At 68.5% G+C, this 15,933-nt stretch carries 17 protein-coding genes; 6 read left to right on the top strand and 11 right to left on the bottom strand.

Going from position 1 to position 15,933, the window contains the following annotated elements:
* Nucleotides 1-370 precede the first annotated feature (370 nt).
* From C2865_RS40160 to C2865_RS23270, 6 genes are all read right to left on the bottom strand, one after another.
* Nucleotides 371-2,023 carry a helix-turn-helix domain-containing protein gene (locus C2865_RS40160; protein WP_198653529.1) on the bottom strand — a complete coding sequence of 551 codons (1,653 nt, stop codon included), beginning with the start codon at nt 2,021-2,023 and terminating at the stop codon, nt 371-373.
* Nucleotides 2,024-2,194: 171 nt separating this feature from the next.
* The gene (locus C2865_RS23290; RefSeq protein ID WP_232835769.1) at nt 2,195-3,310 is read right to left on the bottom strand and encodes a Fic family protein; all 1,116 of its coding nucleotides are present in this window, start codon (nt 3,308-3,310) and stop codon (nt 2,195-2,197) included.
* Between the two features lie 399 nt (nt 3,311-3,709).
* Nucleotides 3,710-4,537: an alpha/beta hydrolase gene (locus tag C2865_RS23285; protein ID WP_106400644.1), complete on the bottom strand. Its 828-nt coding sequence runs from the start codon at nt 4,535-4,537 to the stop codon at nt 3,710-3,712.
* 163 nt (nt 4,538-4,700) lie between these two features.
* Complete coding sequence (locus C2865_RS23280) at nt 4,701-4,883, bottom strand: hypothetical protein (protein WP_106400643.1); 183 nt, start codon at nt 4,881-4,883, stop codon at nt 4,701-4,703.
* Nucleotides 4,884-5,035: 152 nt separating this feature from the next.
* Nucleotides 5,036-5,512 (bottom strand): nitroreductase/quinone reductase family protein, encoded by a 477-nt coding sequence (locus C2865_RS23275; RefSeq protein ID WP_106400642.1) that lies wholly within the window; start codon nt 5,510-5,512, stop codon nt 5,036-5,038.
* On the bottom strand, nt 5,509-6,288 hold the full coding sequence (locus C2865_RS23270) for a glucose 1-dehydrogenase (RefSeq protein WP_106400641.1): 780 nt from the start codon (nt 6,286-6,288) through the stop codon (nt 5,509-5,511). The genes C2865_RS23275 and C2865_RS23270 overlap by 4 nt, the downstream gene beginning before the upstream one ends.
* 145 nt (nt 6,289-6,433) lie before the next feature.
* Here C2865_RS23270 and C2865_RS23265 point away from each other — a divergent pair, with 145 nt between their 5' ends.
* From C2865_RS23265 to C2865_RS23255, 3 genes are all read left to right on the top strand, one after another.
* Complete coding sequence (locus C2865_RS23265; protein ID WP_106400640.1) at nt 6,434-7,078, top strand: TetR/AcrR family transcriptional regulator; 645 nt, start codon at nt 6,434-6,436, stop codon at nt 7,076-7,078.
* Between the two features lie 368 nt (nt 7,079-7,446).
* Nucleotides 7,447-8,034: a transposase family protein gene (locus C2865_RS23260; RefSeq protein ID WP_232835768.1), complete on the top strand. Its 588-nt coding sequence runs from the start codon at nt 7,447-7,449 to the stop codon at nt 8,032-8,034.
* Between the two features lie 539 nt (nt 8,035-8,573).
* Entirely contained in the window at nt 8,574-9,590 is a 1,017-nt protein-coding gene (locus tag C2865_RS23255; RefSeq protein ID WP_106400638.1) for a pentapeptide repeat-containing protein, read from the top strand.
* A 151-nt stretch (nt 9,591-9,741) separates the two neighbouring features.
* Here the strand turns inward: C2865_RS23255 and C2865_RS41995 are convergent, their stop codons facing one another.
* Together C2865_RS41995 and C2865_RS23245 are read right to left on the bottom strand one after the other, a co-directional pair.
* Entirely contained in the window at nt 9,742-10,281 is a 540-nt protein-coding gene (locus tag C2865_RS41995; protein ID WP_198653528.1) for a DNA-directed RNA polymerase subunit alpha C-terminal domain-containing protein, read from the bottom strand.
* A gap of 519 nt (nt 10,282-10,800) precedes the next feature.
* Nucleotides 10,801-11,013: a hypothetical protein gene (locus C2865_RS23245; RefSeq protein ID WP_106400637.1), complete on the bottom strand. Its 213-nt coding sequence runs from the start codon at nt 11,011-11,013 to the stop codon at nt 10,801-10,803.
* 85 nt (nt 11,014-11,098) lie between these two features.
* Here C2865_RS23245 and C2865_RS23240 point away from each other — a divergent pair, with 85 nt between their 5' ends.
* Nucleotides 11,099-11,677, top strand: coding sequence for an EF-hand domain-containing protein (locus C2865_RS23240; RefSeq protein WP_198653527.1), 579 nt, complete (start codon nt 11,099-11,101; stop codon nt 11,675-11,677).
* A gap of 46 nt (nt 11,678-11,723) precedes the next feature.
* The gene (locus C2865_RS41750; RefSeq protein WP_110554886.1) at nt 11,724-12,197 is read left to right on the top strand and encodes a Tn3 family transposase; all 474 of its coding nucleotides are present in this window, start codon (nt 11,724-11,726) and stop codon (nt 12,195-12,197) included.
* A gap of 3 nt (nt 12,198-12,200) precedes the next feature.
* Here the strand turns inward: C2865_RS41750 and C2865_RS23235 are convergent, their stop codons facing one another.
* Together C2865_RS23235 and C2865_RS39545 are read right to left on the bottom strand one after the other, a co-directional pair.
* Entirely contained in the window at nt 12,201-13,370 is a 1,170-nt protein-coding gene (locus C2865_RS23235) for an alpha/beta hydrolase (protein WP_106400636.1), read from the bottom strand.
* 175 nt (nt 13,371-13,545) lie between these two features.
* On the bottom strand, nt 13,546-13,689 hold the full coding sequence (locus tag C2865_RS39545; protein WP_157963884.1) for a hypothetical protein: 144 nt from the start codon (nt 13,687-13,689) through the stop codon (nt 13,546-13,548).
* Nucleotides 13,690-13,764: 75 nt separating this feature from the next.
* On the opposite strand from C2865_RS39545, the gene C2865_RS23230 reads away from it, so the two are divergent.
* Nucleotides 13,765-14,370, top strand: a complete 606-nt coding sequence (locus C2865_RS23230) for a TetR/AcrR family transcriptional regulator (RefSeq protein WP_106400635.1) — start codon at nt 13,765-13,767, stop codon at nt 14,368-14,370.
* Between the two features lie 499 nt (nt 14,371-14,869).
* On the opposite strand, the gene C2865_RS23225 is transcribed toward C2865_RS23230, so the two are convergent.
* Nucleotides 14,870-15,706 carry a class I SAM-dependent methyltransferase gene (locus C2865_RS23225; protein WP_106400634.1) on the bottom strand — a complete coding sequence of 279 codons (837 nt, stop codon included), beginning with the start codon at nt 15,704-15,706 and terminating at the stop codon, nt 14,870-14,872.
* Between the last annotated feature and the right edge of the window lie 227 nt (nt 15,707-15,933).

Genomic DNA, 15,933 nt, shown 5'->3' with positions numbered 1-15,933 from the left:
GCCGCCGAGCGGCAGGCTCGGGCCGTCTCAGGGCCGGGAAGTGAACGGCGTCCATGGCCGGTGGTCACCGCCCAGGCCACAGGAAGTGCGACCGACGCGGCTGCCGTCCTCCTGCGCGGCTTCCCAGATCGCGACGTCGTGGTCGCGGTCGTGGCCGACCGGGGTGAGGGTGAGGTCACCGACCTTCCGGGCCCACGCCGGAACGCAGCATGAGGGGGTTGGAGCTTCCTCCGCAGGGTGACTTCGAAGGACCGAAGCCTTCATCGTCCGAGCGGCATCGCTCTAGACCGTTCACCTGCGCCGAGCTCTCCTTCGCGTTCAGGACATACGAACGCGGCCAAAAGGGGACGTGGCCAGGTGTTCGCTGAGATCAACGGTGTCGGCGGGCGGGGTCCTGCTTCGCGAGGGCGGGGCCGACCGCTTCGGCCGTGACGTCAGTGCAGATCGCCAGGGAACGGATGTCGGCGACCGTGCCGGTGAGGACGTCGCCGGCGCGCAGTCCCTTCAAGTACCGCCACAGTTCGGAATCCTCGGTCGCTGCCAGGGACAGCCAGATGCGCCCGGCCGCATCATCGATGGAGACGACCTCAGCGGTGACATGCCGACCTATCCTGACCGCATCAGAGCGCTTGCCCTTCCACGGGAAATCTCTGATGTGCGCGGGCATCGACGCATCTCCGTCGAGCCGGATACGAGGTCCGAAGGGCCTCTCGTCAGCCACGACCGTCCCCGAGACGATGTCTCCGACAGCTGTCCCGTTTCTCGGTCGAGGCGCGGGCTCGCCGGAAGCATCGGCGTTCCAGGCGGCTGGCAGCGACTCGTCGCACATCGCGCAGAAGTAGTGGTCGTCTTTCACGATGTTGAGCTGGCCACAGCTTCCGCAGCGTCGGAAGACGATCGGCACCGTGAAACGGCCCGGATGCTCGATTCCCGCAGTATCAAGGGCGGCCTGAACCGCGGCGTAGGAATCCGGCTCGGGGCAGTAGCCGGTCGACTGGTTGCTGATCTCGCTTACCCGCCAGCCGTCGCCGTCCGGCTCGAAGGTGATCTCACCAGCGCTCTGCACCGGGGCACCGCCTGCGCAGACGACATGCTCGCTGCGTCGCGGGGCCAGACGCAGGGTCGTGGACTCGTCGATCACGAACGTGAAGGGTTCCCCGCGTTCGCTGCTGGCCTGCCGAGCGAGCCATTCAGCGAGATCGGTGGACGAGGTGATCGGATGCCCCCTGCCCTGCGACCGGATCTGCACGCGAATCTCTTCCGGACCGACGTAGGGGTAGCGGCGGCGTACGTCGACGCCCAAGGCGGCTGCGAATGCTGAGAACGTGGGTGCGACGATCCGCCAGGCACACTGGTGCGGTTCGGTCCACCAGTCGGAGGCGACGACGCTCGGATCGTCGCTGCCGGTGCGGTAGTCCAGCGCGAGGGCGACATCGTCGCCGGGATTGCGGTTGACGCCGATGAGCACGGCCAGATCGGCATCGAGCCAGGGAAGCTCGACCAGATCACCAGCTCGGCTGCCACGGGCCAGCCGGAAGAAATCAGCGGTGGCGCTGTCCTCGGTCATCCAGTCAAGGGGCGCCGATTCACGGCGCATCTCGTGCACATCCGCAAGGAGATCCAGTGGATCTTCGAACCACGGCATGATCTCGCGCAGCCGCATGTCGTCTTGAGCCGGCCAGGCTCCCGAGGCCATCGCCTCGATCAGCAGAACGGGCAAGGGAAGGCCACGGACATAGACCCGTGAAGGATGCATGCCGCACAGACTCCCACGATCAAGACCGTTCAGAAATGCTCGTTTGCGGTGATCAGGGAGTGTCGGAGCATCCGCTGTTCCTGTGGGGTTGATCGCGGCGCATTCGAGGACGCGGTAGACGGTGGCGCGCCCGACGGAGAACACTTCCAGGAGTTCGGCGATGGTGTAGTCGCCGGTGGCGTGCATCTGTACCGGCTCGGCCTGCTGTCGGGCGGTGAGCTTGGGTGTGCGGCCTTTGAGTTTGCCGCGAGAGCGGGTGATGGCCATGCCTTCGACGGCTGCCTCGCCCGACACCATCACTGACCAGCGACGACAACCTGTCCCACCGTTCGCTAAACACACCCAGGACTGGTTGCGCTCGCGGACCTCGGCTACGGTCTGCTCTCCGCCTGCCTCGGCGACGATCCCGAGCCGCCTATCGCTCCACGAGAAAGTTCGTCATGGCCGATAGGGCGAGGCCAGCGTGATCGGGGTGCGGGCCGTCTCCAATGCGGCCGGGGGGAAACGTTCGCCGGCCTTGTAGTAGCGGGCCCTGGTGCGGCCCACCGGCTCGAGGACTCCCGCCGCAACGAGGTCGCGCAGGTCGCGCTGGGCCTGCTGGGTGGTCAGGGCCTCGGCGTGCTCGTAGCGCAGACGCCGGACACGGCCGCTCATCGCCACCTCGTGCAGCGCCGAGATGACGCGCTCATCGAACGACGTGCCTTCCACGAAGTCAGACAGGAGCGTCCAGACCTTGCCGGATCGGTCGATGCGGGCGCGCACGGTCTGGGCCTGCTGGTGGTAGGCGGTCAGGTTGAAGCGGACCCAGCTGTGGACGTCCTGGTCGGGAAGGTAGACGGCGCCGCGGGCACCGAGCTCCCGGTAGTACTCCCAGGTGTTGCCCGGACGGCCCAGCCACGCCTCGATCGAGGAGAACTCCGGAGCCAGGACGCCCTCCCGGGCGATCATCAGGGTCTGCAGGGAGCGGGACATCCGCCCGTTCCCGTCGCTCCACGGATGGATCGACACCAGATGCAGATGGGCCATGGCGGCCCGCACCAGCGGGTGCGTCCCGTCATCGGTGTTCAACCAGTCGACGAGCTCCGCCATCAGGGCGGGAACCTCGGACTCGTCAGGGGCCGTGTAGGCGGCGATGCTCGGGTCTCGCGTGTCCGTGACGTAGACGGGCCCTCTGCGCCATTGGCCCGCCGACTTCCTCACGGTGTGACGATGCCCCTGGAGCATCCAGTGGAGCCCGTTCAGCAACCCCTTGCCATAGGAGAAGTCCTGCACATCGCGAAGGGACTGGATATAGGTCATCATCCGCTGGCACGCCAGCGTCTCCTCACGATCCTCCTCCGACACCTCGACATCACGCTCCCCCTCCATCAGGTCCGCCACGTCCACAGTGGACACGCGGAAACCCTCGATCGAGTTGGAGGCGGCGACCGCGTCCGCCGTGAGGAACTTCCGCAGACCGTCCGTCCACTTCGCGGGCACACGCACCTGGTAGCGCAGCACATGGCGCATCTGCTCGATCTCTTCGAGAACGCTCTGATCCTCAGAGTCCAGCACCGGAGTAGGGGACAACATGAAGCAATGATGCAATCATTGCGTCAACACGTCACGCCACGAAGCCGTACGCGAGCACTGCTGGGCGCCGATACTCCGACACGGCGAAGCGTCGGTCCGCCAGGAGGTACGCGACCGCCTGGCCCAGGTCTTCCCGACGACTGATGGTTCGCCCGGTTCGAGACTCCTTCCTCAGCACCCGCAGCGGCGACGAGCATGTGAACGAAGCACGTTCGGGGCCTGTACACGAGGACAGCGGAACACAGTCCGTCCTCAGTGCGGCCCGCCGTTACCGTGGACCACGGGCCGTGTCCGTGGACCTGGACGGGACCGCACGTTCTCAGGCTCGAAATCCTCGACACGGACCGATCGGATTCCGTGCGGCGCCGGTCCGCGATGGGCTCAGGACGCCGGGAGGCGGGCGTCGAGCCAGGCGACGATCTCGTTGAGGACCTCGGCCTGCTCGGGCTCGTTGTGGGGTTCGTGGTAGAGGCCGTCCCAGACGCGGAGGGTGAGGTCGGTGGAGGCCGCGTGGTCGCGGACCAGCTCGGAGGCGCTGACGGGCATGAGCCGGTCGTCCCCGCCGTGCAGGACCAGCAGCGGCAGGGTGAGGCGGCGCAGCCGGGCGGGCATGGCGGTGGCCGCGGTCAGAATCTCGGCGCCGGTACGGGCGACGATCTTGCCCATGTGGTTGAGCGGGTCGGCGCGGTAGGCGGCCACGACCTCCGGATCGCGGCTGACCGCGTCGACGTCCAGGGCGAGGACGCCCAGACCGGGCAGGAGGCGGGACAGCATGGGGGCGAACGCGCGCTGGACCGCGTTGGACGCGCTCGTGTCCAGCGCCGGGGCGGAGATGACGGCACCGGCGACGCGGGGATGCGGGTCGCCGGTGAGGTAGGTGAGGGCGACCAGCCCTCCGAGGCTGTGTCCGTACACGAACAACGGCACCGTCGGGTGCTGCCGGGCGGCCGCCGTCACGAGTTCGGCGACACCGCCGACAGTGGCGTCCATGCTGCCGATGTCGCCGCGCCGTCCGGGCGAACGCCCGTGCCCGGGGTGGTCGACGGCGTAGGAGGCGTAGCCCGCGTCCGCGAGCCGTTCGGCGACCCGTTCGTAGCGTCCGCCGTGTTCGTGCACTCCGTGTACCAGGATGACGACGCCTGCCGGCTCGTCGACGGTCCATCCTTGCCAGTACTGCCCGGAGCCGGTTCGGCCCTGCACAGAATCCACGAGTGCTCCTCTCCAAGGCGAGCCGCCTCGCCTTGCCGGTTCCCCGTTTCGCCGAACGGTACAGGTCCAGCGGCATGGCCGTCCCGTCCGGCCGTCCTCGACTGCACGCGCCCGCGCGGAGTCCCTCGTCGAGATCCAGGTAGGCGCTACCCGGCCTTATGGCTCAGGTGGTCTGCAGGGCAGCAGGGGTCACACGGATGGGAAGGCGTTGGAAGGTGAGGGCGCCGAAGGTGGTGTCGATGCCCGGGTCGCCGGCGAGCTCGACGCGCTCCCAGGACCGGGTGAGGACCTCCAGGGCGGCGGTCAGCTGCATGCGGGCCAGCGCGGCGCCGAACCAGGGCGGCACGAGCTCCTCCTGCCCCGGCTCCCATCACGGATGCCGGGGCGGCTACCATCTGGGACCGCCGCGCCAGTTACACCCTCATCTGGCGAAGAGATGCTCTAGCCGCGCCTGCACCCCAGTCCCTGGGAGTGGGTCATCTGTCGAGGGATCTGCGATCACGGCCGATGGCGGAAGCTGATGCGCATCAGCCGACTGTCAGCCCAGTCTTCGAGCCGGGTCGGCCGGATGGTGCCGGGGTCGTGGGGCTGATTGAGATCCGCGACGATCTCCGCCAGCACGGCCTGACGTTCAGCTGGGTCGGTGACAGGCGTGGCCCGTGCAGGCAGATCTGCGCGGATCCCGTTCTTGAGGTGGAAGGTGAAGTTGGGATTGGCGAGAAGGTTCGCATGCCAGTCGGTCGCCCCACCGCCGGCGCCGCTACACAGGTAGGTGGTGCCCGCAGCTCGGTAGAAGAAGATCTCGATGCGGCGTGGCCGGCCGGTGCGGCGCCCCAGCGTCGTGATGTCGATGATCCGTTCGCTGGTGCCTGCGGCGGGTGTGATCTCGATGGCTCGCCGGATGTGATCGGGCAGGTGCGACAAAGACGCCTCACGTGCGGAGTCGTTCCATCCGGTCGTGTCTGGACTGCTCACGCGGTCTCGGTCTGAAGGGCGGGCCCGAGGAGGAGTCCACCGTCGATGACGTACTCCGACCCCGTGATGAATGACGCGTCTGATGACGTGAGGAACAGGAGAAGCCGGGTGACGTCGGTCGGCTCTCCAAGTCGGGGGATGGCGAACGGCTCGGGTGAGTAGAAGTCGGCGATTGCCGCGGTGGCGCCGGCTGCTGGTTCGTGGATGAAGGGGGTCGCGATCACGCCGGGGTGGATGGTGTTCACGCGGATGTGGTCCCGGCCGAGCTCGAGCGCTGCCGTTCGGGTAAGGCCTCGCACGGCCCACTTGCTGACGACGTACGGCGCGTAGTGCGCCGTGCCGCCCAGGCCCATCGTCGAGGCGATGTTGACGATGGCTCCCCCTGTTGCGCGGCGCAGAGCGGGGGCGGCGACCTTGATGCCGAGGAAGGTTCCTGTGAGGTTGATGTCGAGGATACGAGACCACGTGGTCTGGTCCGTGTTCTCGATCGGCGCTGGCGGGTTCTGGACGCCCGCGTTGTTGACGAGCACGTTCAGGGCGCCGAAGGCGCTCTCGGCGGCTAGCACAGCGGCGGACCACGAACTCTCGTCGGTGACGTCGAGGCGGGTGAAGTGAGCGCGGGTCCCGAGCTCGTCGGCGAGAGCGGCGCCGCGTTCGGTGTCGATGTCACCGATCACCACGTTCGCTCCCTCCGAGTGAAAGGCGCGTACGTGGCTCGATCCCTGGCCACCGGTCCCCCCGGTCACGAGCACGGTCTGGTTGTCGAAGCGGTTCATCAGATGTTCCTTCGGTACGTGGGTGACTGACCGGGATCATCGGCGATGAACGGCCGGCCGATGGCGAGCCGAGTGACTCACCACTGCCTTGACACTAGGTCGGCGACAGTGGCGAGTCAAGCCACTCACCTCGTATACTCGGTCCATGAGCGGGGTTATACCGACGTACCACCAGCGCGTCGCCCAGGAAAAGCGCGCGCTGATCGTGACGGCCGCGACCGCACTGTTCCTCGAGTTGGGCTATGACCGGACGTCGCTGGCGCGGATCGCAGAGCGCTCGGGTGTCTCGCGGGCCACCTTGTTCAAGCAATTTCCGAGCAAGGCCGCCCTGTTCGACGCCATCGTCACCGAGTCCTGGGCAACCGCTGACGAGGAAGAACCTCCGCCGGCAGGCAACGTCGTCGACGGGCTCAGCGCCATCGGTCGCCGTTACGCCGAGCTGTTGAGCCAGCCCCAGATGACCGACCTGTTCCGGATCGTCATCGCCGAGCTGCCGCGGTTCCCGGAACTGGCCCATGCGCAGTTCTCGCACGGGAAGATGCCCTACTTCGAGTCCGTACGCAGCTACCTCCTGGCTGAGCACGAGGCGGGAACGGTGCGGGTCGAGGACGTGGACCTCGCAGCCACCCAATTCCTGGGCATGATCTCCAACTACGTCTTCTGGCCAACACTCCTAGTGCCGGACTGGGAGGTGAGCGCCGAACGCGTCGCTCAGGTAGTCGACGAGGCCGTCCGCACCATCGCCGCCCGGTACGTCGCGACTGAGGTTTTCCCAGGGGAAGTGATCTGACCTGTGGTGACGTAGTGGGCATAGCGGTGGGTTCGGCACCTATGGGAAACGCCTGAAACAAGAATGGGGCCCTCGGTAGGAAGTGGTTCACCACAAACTGCTTCCCGCCCGAAAGGCCGCACGTGATCGCCCATCCTGCCATGCTCGACGTCTCCAGGGACCTGGTTCGCTACGTCTCGGCACTGCTGCGCCAAGAGCGCCGCGCGGTCGGAACGCCGACGGGAAGCAGAGCGCTGACCTGCTGGAAGCAGGCTGAGGTTCCCCCCGCAGCACGGCCAGCTGCGGTGAGATGGGACAGCCGGCGTCGTGTGAGGCTCGGTACTGCTCCTCGCAGCCGACCGCCTACCGCTACCTCCACGAGGTCGTCGATGTCCTGGCCGGACCAGGCCCCCGACCTGCACGAGGCCCTGGAACGGGCGGTCGCGGACGGATGGCCGCACCTGGTGCTGGACGGCAAGGTCTTCGCCACCGACCGGTGCCGCATCACCACCACCTCCGTGCAAGGCCAGACGATCGACGCCTGGTATTCGGGAAAGACCGGCGGCTTCGGCGGCAACGTCCAAGGCCTCGCCCGCCCTGACGGGCTGCTGCTGTGGACCAGTCCGGTCGAGCCCGGCGGCGTCGTCGATATCGAAGCCGCCCGCCGGCACGTTCTGCCCGCCCTCTACCCGCTGGCCGGCGTTCTGCCCGTCCTGGCCGACCCCGGCTACCAAGGCGCAGGCCACGGCGTCATCATCCCGTTCGCCCAGCCCACCGACGGCAACGTCCTATCCCACACCAACCGCACCCGCAATGCGCTGCAACGCTCTCTGCGCTGCCTGGGAGAACGCGGTTTCGTCCTCCTGGTCGAACGCTGGACCGCGTTGAAACACACCAGCCTCAGCCCCGGCAGACTCGGCGACCTGGTCGCCGCGGCCCTCGTCCTCACCCATTTCGAACACCGCATGATCAGCTGAAACCCGCTGGGAAAACCTCGATAGGCCACCACCCGGCGCGAGAAATAGGGCGCGACGATCCGGCGGAGCCGGTCGTGCACCTCGGGCGGCGATCCCAGCAGCGCCGACACCCACAAGGCGCGGATCTCCGGATCGGAGACCCCGGCGCCGTCGAGCACGGTCGTCACGTCGATCTCGAAGCGGCGATCCCGCAGGACCTCCACGGCCGCGTCGAACCCCAGGACGTGCATGCCGAAGGGGCTTTCCGCGATCCACCCCTTCTCCCCCTCGGCCGCGAGCGCCGCCCAGGGTTCGGGAGCGGTGAAGACCCGGTCGAGGTCGAGCATGAAAGGAACCGTCATTCCCGCACTGTAAGACGCGACTGTTTCCCGGGGATTAAATGCGGCAATGGTCGGAGAGACGGAGTATGGACTCATTTCCTCTTGGGCCGCGGCAAGGCCGGTCGGAGGACTCCGGGGCCTGAACGGATCGGAGCCGCGCCGCGGCGGTTTCTCCGCCTCCACGGGAACTCCTGCGGTCTTTACGAGATCTCATCTCGCATGTCCGATCACGATCTGTCCGAGCTCCGCTCCGCCTTGGCGGAGCGGCTGAGGTCCGCCGAGCCGGGCGCGCGGCTGGAAGGCGTCGTCGCGCTGGAGCGCGTCGCACGGGAGCACCCCCGGGAACAGCCCGCGATCATGGCCGTTCTCATCGCCTTCGTCCACGAGCGGGCGCATGAGGCGCCGGCCGTCCCGTCTCGCCCTCTCCGTCCGCGCCGACGAACCGGCGTGGGTCCCGACCTGCAGGCGGCACTCACCGCCCTGGCACGGCGGGACACCGGGCTCGACACCCGCCTCGTCGACCTGTCCGGCGCGGTTCTTCCCCATGCGGTACTGAGCGGCGCCTTCCTCGCGAGGGCCCTGCTGAGAGGCATCGACCTGACGGGGGCGAGGCTGGACGGCGCGGATCTGAGCGGGGCGAGACTGCGGGGAGCCCTCCTGGGCGGGACGGACCTGCGCGGAGCGAACCTGTGTGGAGCCGACCTGTGCGGGGCCCGGCTGGGCGGCTCCGACCTGCGGGGAGCAGATCTGAGGAAGGCGGATCTGAGAGGGGCGGACCTGGACGGCACGAATCTGGGCGGAGCGGACCTGCGGCGCGCGAACCTGAGTGGGGCGGACCTGGGAGGCGCAGAACTGCGGGAGGCGAACCTGCGCGACGCCCGGCTGGAAGGGGCGAGTCTGAGCAACGCCGGGCTGGAGGGGACGGACCTCCGGTGCGCCGGACTGAACGGGGCCCACCTGTTCGGGGCGAACCTGACCGGAGCGGACCTGGCGGAGGCGCGACTGGACGGGGCCGAGCTGGGACATGACATGCGCGGCGTGCGACTGGCGGGCGCGAGCCTACCCGGGGCCGCCCTGAGCAGGGCTCGCCTGGGGAACGCGGATCTGAGCGGGGCGGACCTGCGAGGCGCTCTCCTGGAGCACGCGGACCTCGTCGGGGCGGATCTGACGGGAGCGAACCTGCGGGGCGCACGCCTGGGCGGCACGGCCGCGGAGGACGAGGCCGTACGCGATTGATGTCGCCCCCGTTCGACGGGCACGGACCTTGAGCGTCTTTCATCCTCGGGCGCCTTGAGTGGTTCGGTGGTTCTGCAGGACGGCGATCGCCTTGACCAGGTGGCCGGCCTGAGGTTCCCCCGTTCGGTGCGTAGCCGGACGTTCTTGCAGGTCAGGGTGTTGCGGTTCCGCCAGGGCCGCCGCCTGCGCGCCGGTCGGCGTCCATGCGGACGAGTGCGCCCTCGATCGTGGCGAGGCCATCCGGGTCCAGGAGCGGGACCGCTTCGGCCAGCCGCGGGCCGCGCACCTCCCAGAGGTCGCCGAGGGAGTGCAGGCCCGCTCGCTTGAGCAGGTTGTAGGGGCGCACGGGCAGGTCGAGTTCCTCGATGGGGAGCGCCGCGAGTTCGTAGAGCGTTGGAGGGCTGCCCGCGGTGCAGTGATGCTCCCCGATCAGGTCGTCGTCGCCGGCCATCGCGGCTAGGAGATCGAGGACCGCCTTCACCGCCTGCGCGGCCTGCGGGGTGAGGAGCGGTGCCTGAAGCATCAGGTCGGCGGCGCCGTATCCGTCGGCCGCGGCGGCGCGGCCCAGCCCGGCCCGCTCGAGGGCGTCCCGGACGCGCGCGGGCAGCGGCAGCTCCCGGACCGAGATCTCCCCGGGCGACGTCCAGGGCGGCTCCGCGTGCTCGGCGAACCCATCCTGCTCCTGCGTCACGGCACCCGCCTTCCGCGCCTCACGAGGCGTCTGTCGGACCTGGCGGCGGGGGAAGATCCCAGGCTACCTCGCGGCTCGCCATGGCTTCAGGCCTCCAGGCCATCGAGGCGGGTCAGAGGTAGGTCCGTTGGCTTTTCCGCGATTGCCACTGGGACCCCTCTTCGACACCGTCGGGATCACGCAGGTCGCGGATGGCGCCGGGCGCGAGGTCGGGCAGGGCGAAGGTGCAAGTCCCATGGACGCCCAGGTGGGAGTGCACGAACGGCGCCAGCCGAGCCATGTGCCGTTGAGCAACGTGAAGGTGGAGATGAAGCGGTGCTGTACGCCCGCCCGATGGTGGCACGAAACCAGCACTTGTCGCTCGGCCCGAGTGGCTGGCCATTCGGCAGCTGAGAGTCTTTGGCCTCCTCCTAGGATTGCGGTGGCCATGGTCTCGCCTCGGTGACGTAGCACCGCGAGGTGGCAGCGGTCCCGGGCCGGCGTCGATGAGCCGGTCCGGAACCGCCCGCACGGATGGAGTCAGCACGTGGAGCCGTTGGGAATCACCTCGTAGGGCGAGCCGTCGAACTCGGCGGCGCGCGTGTGCGGGACACCGGGCAGGAACCGCCACTGTGACGGCTTCGCGCGGCTGGAAGTGGCGGCCTTCTCCGGCCGGATCGTCAGCGTCCGGGTCCGGGGGTCGTTGGTCTCCACCAGGACCTCCCCCGCCTCCAGGGAGAAGTGCTCATGCATCCGCCGACACCCCGGCACCCCCCTTGATCGCACAGAGTGATAGACCAGATACCCAGCGCACCTGCAGGGTTCGCAGGCGCACACCATGTCACGAGAGCGAGGGACGACCATGACCATGACCGCCACCACCGACCCGATCGCGTTGAAGCTGGACCAGCTGTTCACCGCGACCGACACCGACCGTGACGGCTACGTCGGGTGGAGCGACTACCAGCGGATCGTCGACCGCTACCTGTCCTCCTACAAGATCGACAGGAACGACCGCAGGGCGCAGGCGCTGACGATCGGCTACCAGATGTACTGGATGGAGCTGCTGCGTCACGCCGATGGCCAGGAGCGCCTGAGCAAGGAGCAGTTCCGCCAGGCCAACCGCGCGGCCAGCGTCGACACCAGCCGCTTCAACATGGTCGAAGGCCTTGCGCACGCCATCTTCGACGTCATGGACACCAACGGCGACAACGCCATCAGCAAGACGGAGTTCAAGCAGTACCTCGACGTGTGGGCGATCTCCGACCCCAGTGCCATGGATGCGTTCACCGAACTCGACACCGACGGCAACGGGGAGATCAGCCGCCACGAGTTCATCCGCGCGATTCGGGAGTTCTTCTACTCCTCCGACCTCGACACCCCGGGCAGCCTGTTCTTCGGCCGCCTCAGCCGATGACGCACCGGGCAGCTTGACCGGCTGCCGGGCGGCATCCGACGAACCGATGCCGCCCGGCGGCCAAGGGGCCCCGCTCGGGTCCGTGCCACCCAAGGATCCGCGCGGCCGGCTCCTGGGCGGCGCGAAGTGGCAGGCCGCCCAGGCTTTAAAGCGGCGCTGGAGCGCGGACGGCTCCCCCACGTCGCCCGGAACTACCTGTCGGCCGAGACCTACACCGCCGCGAACGCGCCGCTCATCGAACGCCAGGCCCGGATCGGCTTCGCCTCTGCGCTCGGCGGGCGGGCCGGTCGCGGCGATCGACGGGATGCGGTTCGTCGTCCCGGTTCCGTCGATCTGCACCCGCCCCGACCGCCGCCACTTCGGCCGCAAGCGGGGCGTCGCCCGGCTCAACATGATCAATGACCAGGGCGCCGGGCTGGGCGGGAGGTCGTCACCGGCACCGTTGTTCGTCAAGCCCCGTGCCGGCGTCTTGGACACGCGCCGACAGAACTGGTCTGTGTCGCCGGCCTGGGCAGGTTGAGCGCTAAGGCCGGGGGACCTTGTTCTGCGATCTCACCTGAGCGGTGAACGCCTCGATGGCGTCGATGAGCGCCTCGAAGCGGAAGGAGTGGTACAGGTCGAAGGCGTGGTTGCCGCCGCGCAGTTCGGCGTAGACGACGGGGGCGTTCGAGGCCTGGCGTAGCCGGTCGGTGAAGTTCCGCGCGTCGGTCACGGGCACCATCGGGTCGAGGTCGCCGTGTGCCACGAAGAACGGCGGGGCGTCCGGTCCGATGTGGTCGAGGGGCGAGGATCCGGGTTCGCCGTTGAAGTAGGGGCCGTACCAGCCGTTCAGGTAGACGGCGCCGGTCACGGAGGTGTCGGCGTCTTCGAAGCCCGGCTGGAGGGCGGGGTCGCCCTGGGTGAGCGCGGCCAGCGCCGCCATGTGGCCGCCCGCCGAACTGCCCGCGACGAACAGCGTGGAGGGGTCGGCGCCGTACTCGTGGGCGTGCTCGCGGACCCAGGCGATGATCTTCTTGAGGTCGATCAGGTGGTCGGGATGCTGGGCTTGGGGCCGTAGCCGGTAGTTGGCGCTGACGCACACCCAGCCCTGGCTCGCGAGGTGGTAGAGCAGGGGAAGCGACTGGCTGTTCTTGTGGCCGCTGTCGTAGTGACCGCCGTGCAGGTGGATCATGACGGGCGCGGCCTGCGGGCGTGAGCGGTGGTGGTAGAGGTCGAGCAGGTTGCGGCGGCCGGCGTCGCCGTAGGCGAGGTCGGCCACGCGCCGCACATCCGGCCGGCGCTTGAGGATGGGCAGGAACAGGATGCGGGCCAGCGGCGGCCGGCGCCGCAGCTTTTCGGCGAGGTCGGCGTCGAGGGCGGCACGCCATCCGGCGCCCAGCCCTTGGTCCAAGGCGCGGGTGATCCGCGCGCGGTCGCCGAGCGCGCGATGGGCGATGACCACGAGCCCGGGCGTGGTCACGGCGGCCAGGGCGACGATCGCCCAGCCGCCCGCCGAGTCGATGTCGCCTTGGGCGAACGCCAGCGCCGTCGGGAGCAGCAGCATCCAGAAGAAGGCCGCGAACGGCAGTTCGTTCGCGGCCAGGCCGAAGTAGTAGCTCGGACGGCCGAGCGGCCGCTCGAACGGCACCGGCCGCAGCGCGAACAGCGTGCCGAGCGCGACAAGCACCACAGGGATCAGATAGCCGACGGGCATGAAAACCTCCAAGTTCGCGGCCCAGAGGGCGGCAAGTGGTTCAGCTGGCGCGACGGGTCGTGACGGCCGGGGCAGGGATGATCACGGCCCCTACCGCCAGGTGCAGCAGGACCAGTCCGAGCCGGTCGGGCCGTGTGGCGGGTCGTTCCAGCAGGGCCGGCACACCCCCAGCCGATCAGCGCAGTCGCCGCGCCGACCGGCAGGTCGGCGGGGACCCGGAGCCGCTGGCGGGCTGCTTCAGGCCGGGGCCCACGCCCTTGGTGGCCGCCCGGACCGCGACGCCTGCCGTGATCAGTCGGCGGGAGGTGAGATTCGACATCACGATGCTCCTAACTTCACATGGTGTGCACTTCATAAATTACACACCATGTGAAGTTTTGGCTAGACTGTCGACATGGCCGCCATCGAGACCCCACGGAACGCACGGAGCCGCCACACCTCCCAGGCACTGCTCAAGGCCGCCCGGGAGCTGATCGAGCAGCAGGGCCCGGCGGCGGCCACGATGGCGGCGGTGGCCGAACGCGCCGGAGTCTCCCGACGGGCCGTCTACCTGCATTTCTCCTCGCGCAGCGACCTCCTGGCAGCACTGTTCGACTACCTCAACGAGGTCGAGGACCGCGACGCCGCCTTCCGGCCCCTTTGGGAGGCGACAGACGGGATCGCGGCGCTGGACGCGCGCGCCCAGGTGGCGGCCGACTTCCTTCCGCGCATCATGCCGACCGCCCGCGCCATCCAGCAGGCGACCCGCCACGACCCGGACGCCGTCCAGCACTGGGAGCTGGCCACCGCGTCCCGCTACGACGGGTGCCGGCGAGCCATCGAGTTGCTGGCGGACGAGGGCCGGCTGGCCCCGCAGTGGACGATCACGACGGGGGCGGACATGCTCCTCGCGCTCAGCTCGTTCGACGTGATCGACCTGCTCCTCAACGAGCGGCAGTGGACCCGCCGGCAACTCGTCGACCACCTGTCGGCGCTCTACCGGCGGATCTTCGTGGCCTGAGAACTCCCTACGACGCGCCACCCGACCCGAACAACGTCACGCGGCCACGTCGTCACGGCGCGTCGACCTGCGGAGTAGTCACCACTTCGCCCTTGGAGGGGTCTCGGTAGCAACAGCCGTGAATCCAACGATGTGGCTGCTGACCGGAGCGGTCGGAGTCCTTGCGAAGCTGCGGGAAGTCCGCGGAGGGCAGCGTAATACTGATATCCGCCGAACCGGGATGGCCCCGTTCGACCGTGGGTCCCGCAACGGAGGCGTCCACATACCACTCCGGTGATGTTGAACTGGAACCGTGTGTCCAGCTGCTTCATCTCTGCCGTCCTGGACAACGACACCGCTTCGTCCGTGAACAGACCGGCTCTCCTGTCCGCAGACACACGGTCCCGAACTCACTGACAGAGCCATGGCGTCGGTGAACACCGTGGGTGATGGTGCGGACGCCGTCCAAGCTCGTGCTCGTCCTCCAGTCGGCGTGGGCGGGGCACCGTGCTGCGGGCGGTTACGTAGTGGCCGTTCGGGGTGATCTCGCCCGCAGCGAGTAGAGGATCGGGAGGTAGGTGTCGCCGAACGGGAAGCGGCGGGTGCCGTCGGGGCCTTCGGGCAGGATGCGGCTTCCGGGGAATTCGACCTCGGTGTGCTCGTCGAGCCGGTCGATGACCAGTCCCGCTCCGGCGGCCGCTGTCACGATCTCGCCCACCGAGTGCGGGTACTGGACCACCTCCTGCGCGGTCATCGGCAGGTCCGGGTCCGCATACGTGCCCGTGACGACCTCGCGCTGGGGCTCTCCTCCGCCGTAGGGCCAGTCGGCAACGAACGGCTCGTAGCTGGCGAGGGTCTGGTAGGCGGGATGCAGGTCGACCAGCACCAGCCTTCCACCCGGCCGCAGCGCCATCGCCGCACCGCGCATCCACGCGTCAAGGTCGGCGATCCAGCACAGCACCCCGTAGGTGGCGATCACCAGATCGAACCCGCCCGCCAGGTAGGACGGTAGATTCTGTGTGTCCGCCTCGACGAAATCGGCGGTCAGCCCGGCGAGTTCGGCCAGCTCGCGTGCCCGGACGATCGCCGCCGACGAGAAATCGACACCGGTGACCCTGGCACCCAGACGCGCCCAGTTGAGGGTGTCCATGCCGAAGTGACACTGCAGATGCAGCACGTCCTGGCCGGTCACATCACCGGCCAACTCCAGCTCGATCCCGTAGAGCGTCTGCCGACCTGCCAGAAACGAATCGACGTCGTACAGCATGTCGTTGGGGGTCGTGCCGTGTGCCTGGGCACGAGCATCCCAAAGGGCGCGATTCGCGGCGAGCCCGTCATCGGGAGAGTTTCCGTTCATGCCCACAGTCTGGCGGGCCGAATCGAGCGAACGCCGACACCTGGCGGTGTTGAGAATCGGTGGCGGTCTCAGGGGGTCAACGCATCAGCCTGACCGCAGAGGTCAGCGTAGACCTCGTTCGCGGTCTTGAACCCGTGCATCCGGCGGGTCCGATCGTTGAGATCGAGAGCCACCGAGCCGGGCTAGAGCTCCTTGGTCCTTGGAAGCCGATGGATCGTTCTGATGCC

It is taken from the genome of Actinocorallia populi (assembly GCF_002995495.1).
In the GTDB taxonomy this organism is placed as follows: domain Bacteria; phylum Actinomycetota; class Actinomycetes; order Streptosporangiales; family Streptosporangiaceae; genus Actinocorallia; species Actinocorallia populi.
The sequence above is the reverse complement of the archived record's forward strand: the minus strand, read 5'-3'. Positions and strand labels throughout refer to the sequence as shown.

Coding starts and splice junctions, on each gene's coding strand:
- C2865_RS40160 (WP_198653529.1), bottom strand. CDS start 2,023: ATGGCCATCACCCGCTCTCGCGGCAAACTCAAAGGCCGCACACCCAAG.
- C2865_RS23270 (WP_106400641.1), bottom strand. CDS start 6,288: ATGAACCGCTTCGACAACCAGACCGTGCTCGTGACCGGGGGGACCGGT.
- C2865_RS23265 (WP_106400640.1), top strand. CDS start 6,434: ATGAGCGGGGTTATACCGACGTACCACCAGCGCGTCGCCCAGGAAAAG.
- C2865_RS23260 (WP_232835768.1), top strand. CDS start 7,447: ATGTCCTGGCCGGACCAGGCCCCCGACCTGCACGAGGCCCTGGAACGG.
- C2865_RS23255 (WP_106400638.1), top strand. CDS start 8,574: ATGTCCGATCACGATCTGTCCGAGCTCCGCTCCGCCTTGGCGGAGCGG.
- C2865_RS23245 (WP_106400637.1), bottom strand. CDS start 11,013: ATGCATGAGCACTTCTCCCTGGAGGCGGGGGAGGTCCTGGTGGAGACC.
- C2865_RS23240 (WP_198653527.1), top strand. CDS start 11,099: ATGTCACGAGAGCGAGGGACGACCATGACCATGACCGCCACCACCGAC.
- C2865_RS41750 (WP_110554886.1), top strand. CDS start 11,724: ATGCCGCCCGGCGGCCAAGGGGCCCCGCTCGGGTCCGTGCCACCCAAG.
- C2865_RS23235 (WP_106400636.1), bottom strand. CDS start 13,370: ATGCCCGTCGGCTATCTGATCCCTGTGGTGCTTGTCGCGCTCGGCACG.
- C2865_RS39545 (WP_157963884.1), bottom strand. CDS start 13,689: ATGTCGAATCTCACCTCCCGCCGACTGATCACGGCAGGCGTCGCGGTC.
- C2865_RS23230 (WP_106400635.1), top strand. CDS start 13,765: ATGGCCGCCATCGAGACCCCACGGAACGCACGGAGCCGCCACACCTCC.
- C2865_RS23225 (WP_106400634.1), bottom strand. CDS start 15,706: ATGAACGGAAACTCTCCCGATGACGGGCTCGCCGCGAATCGCGCCCTT.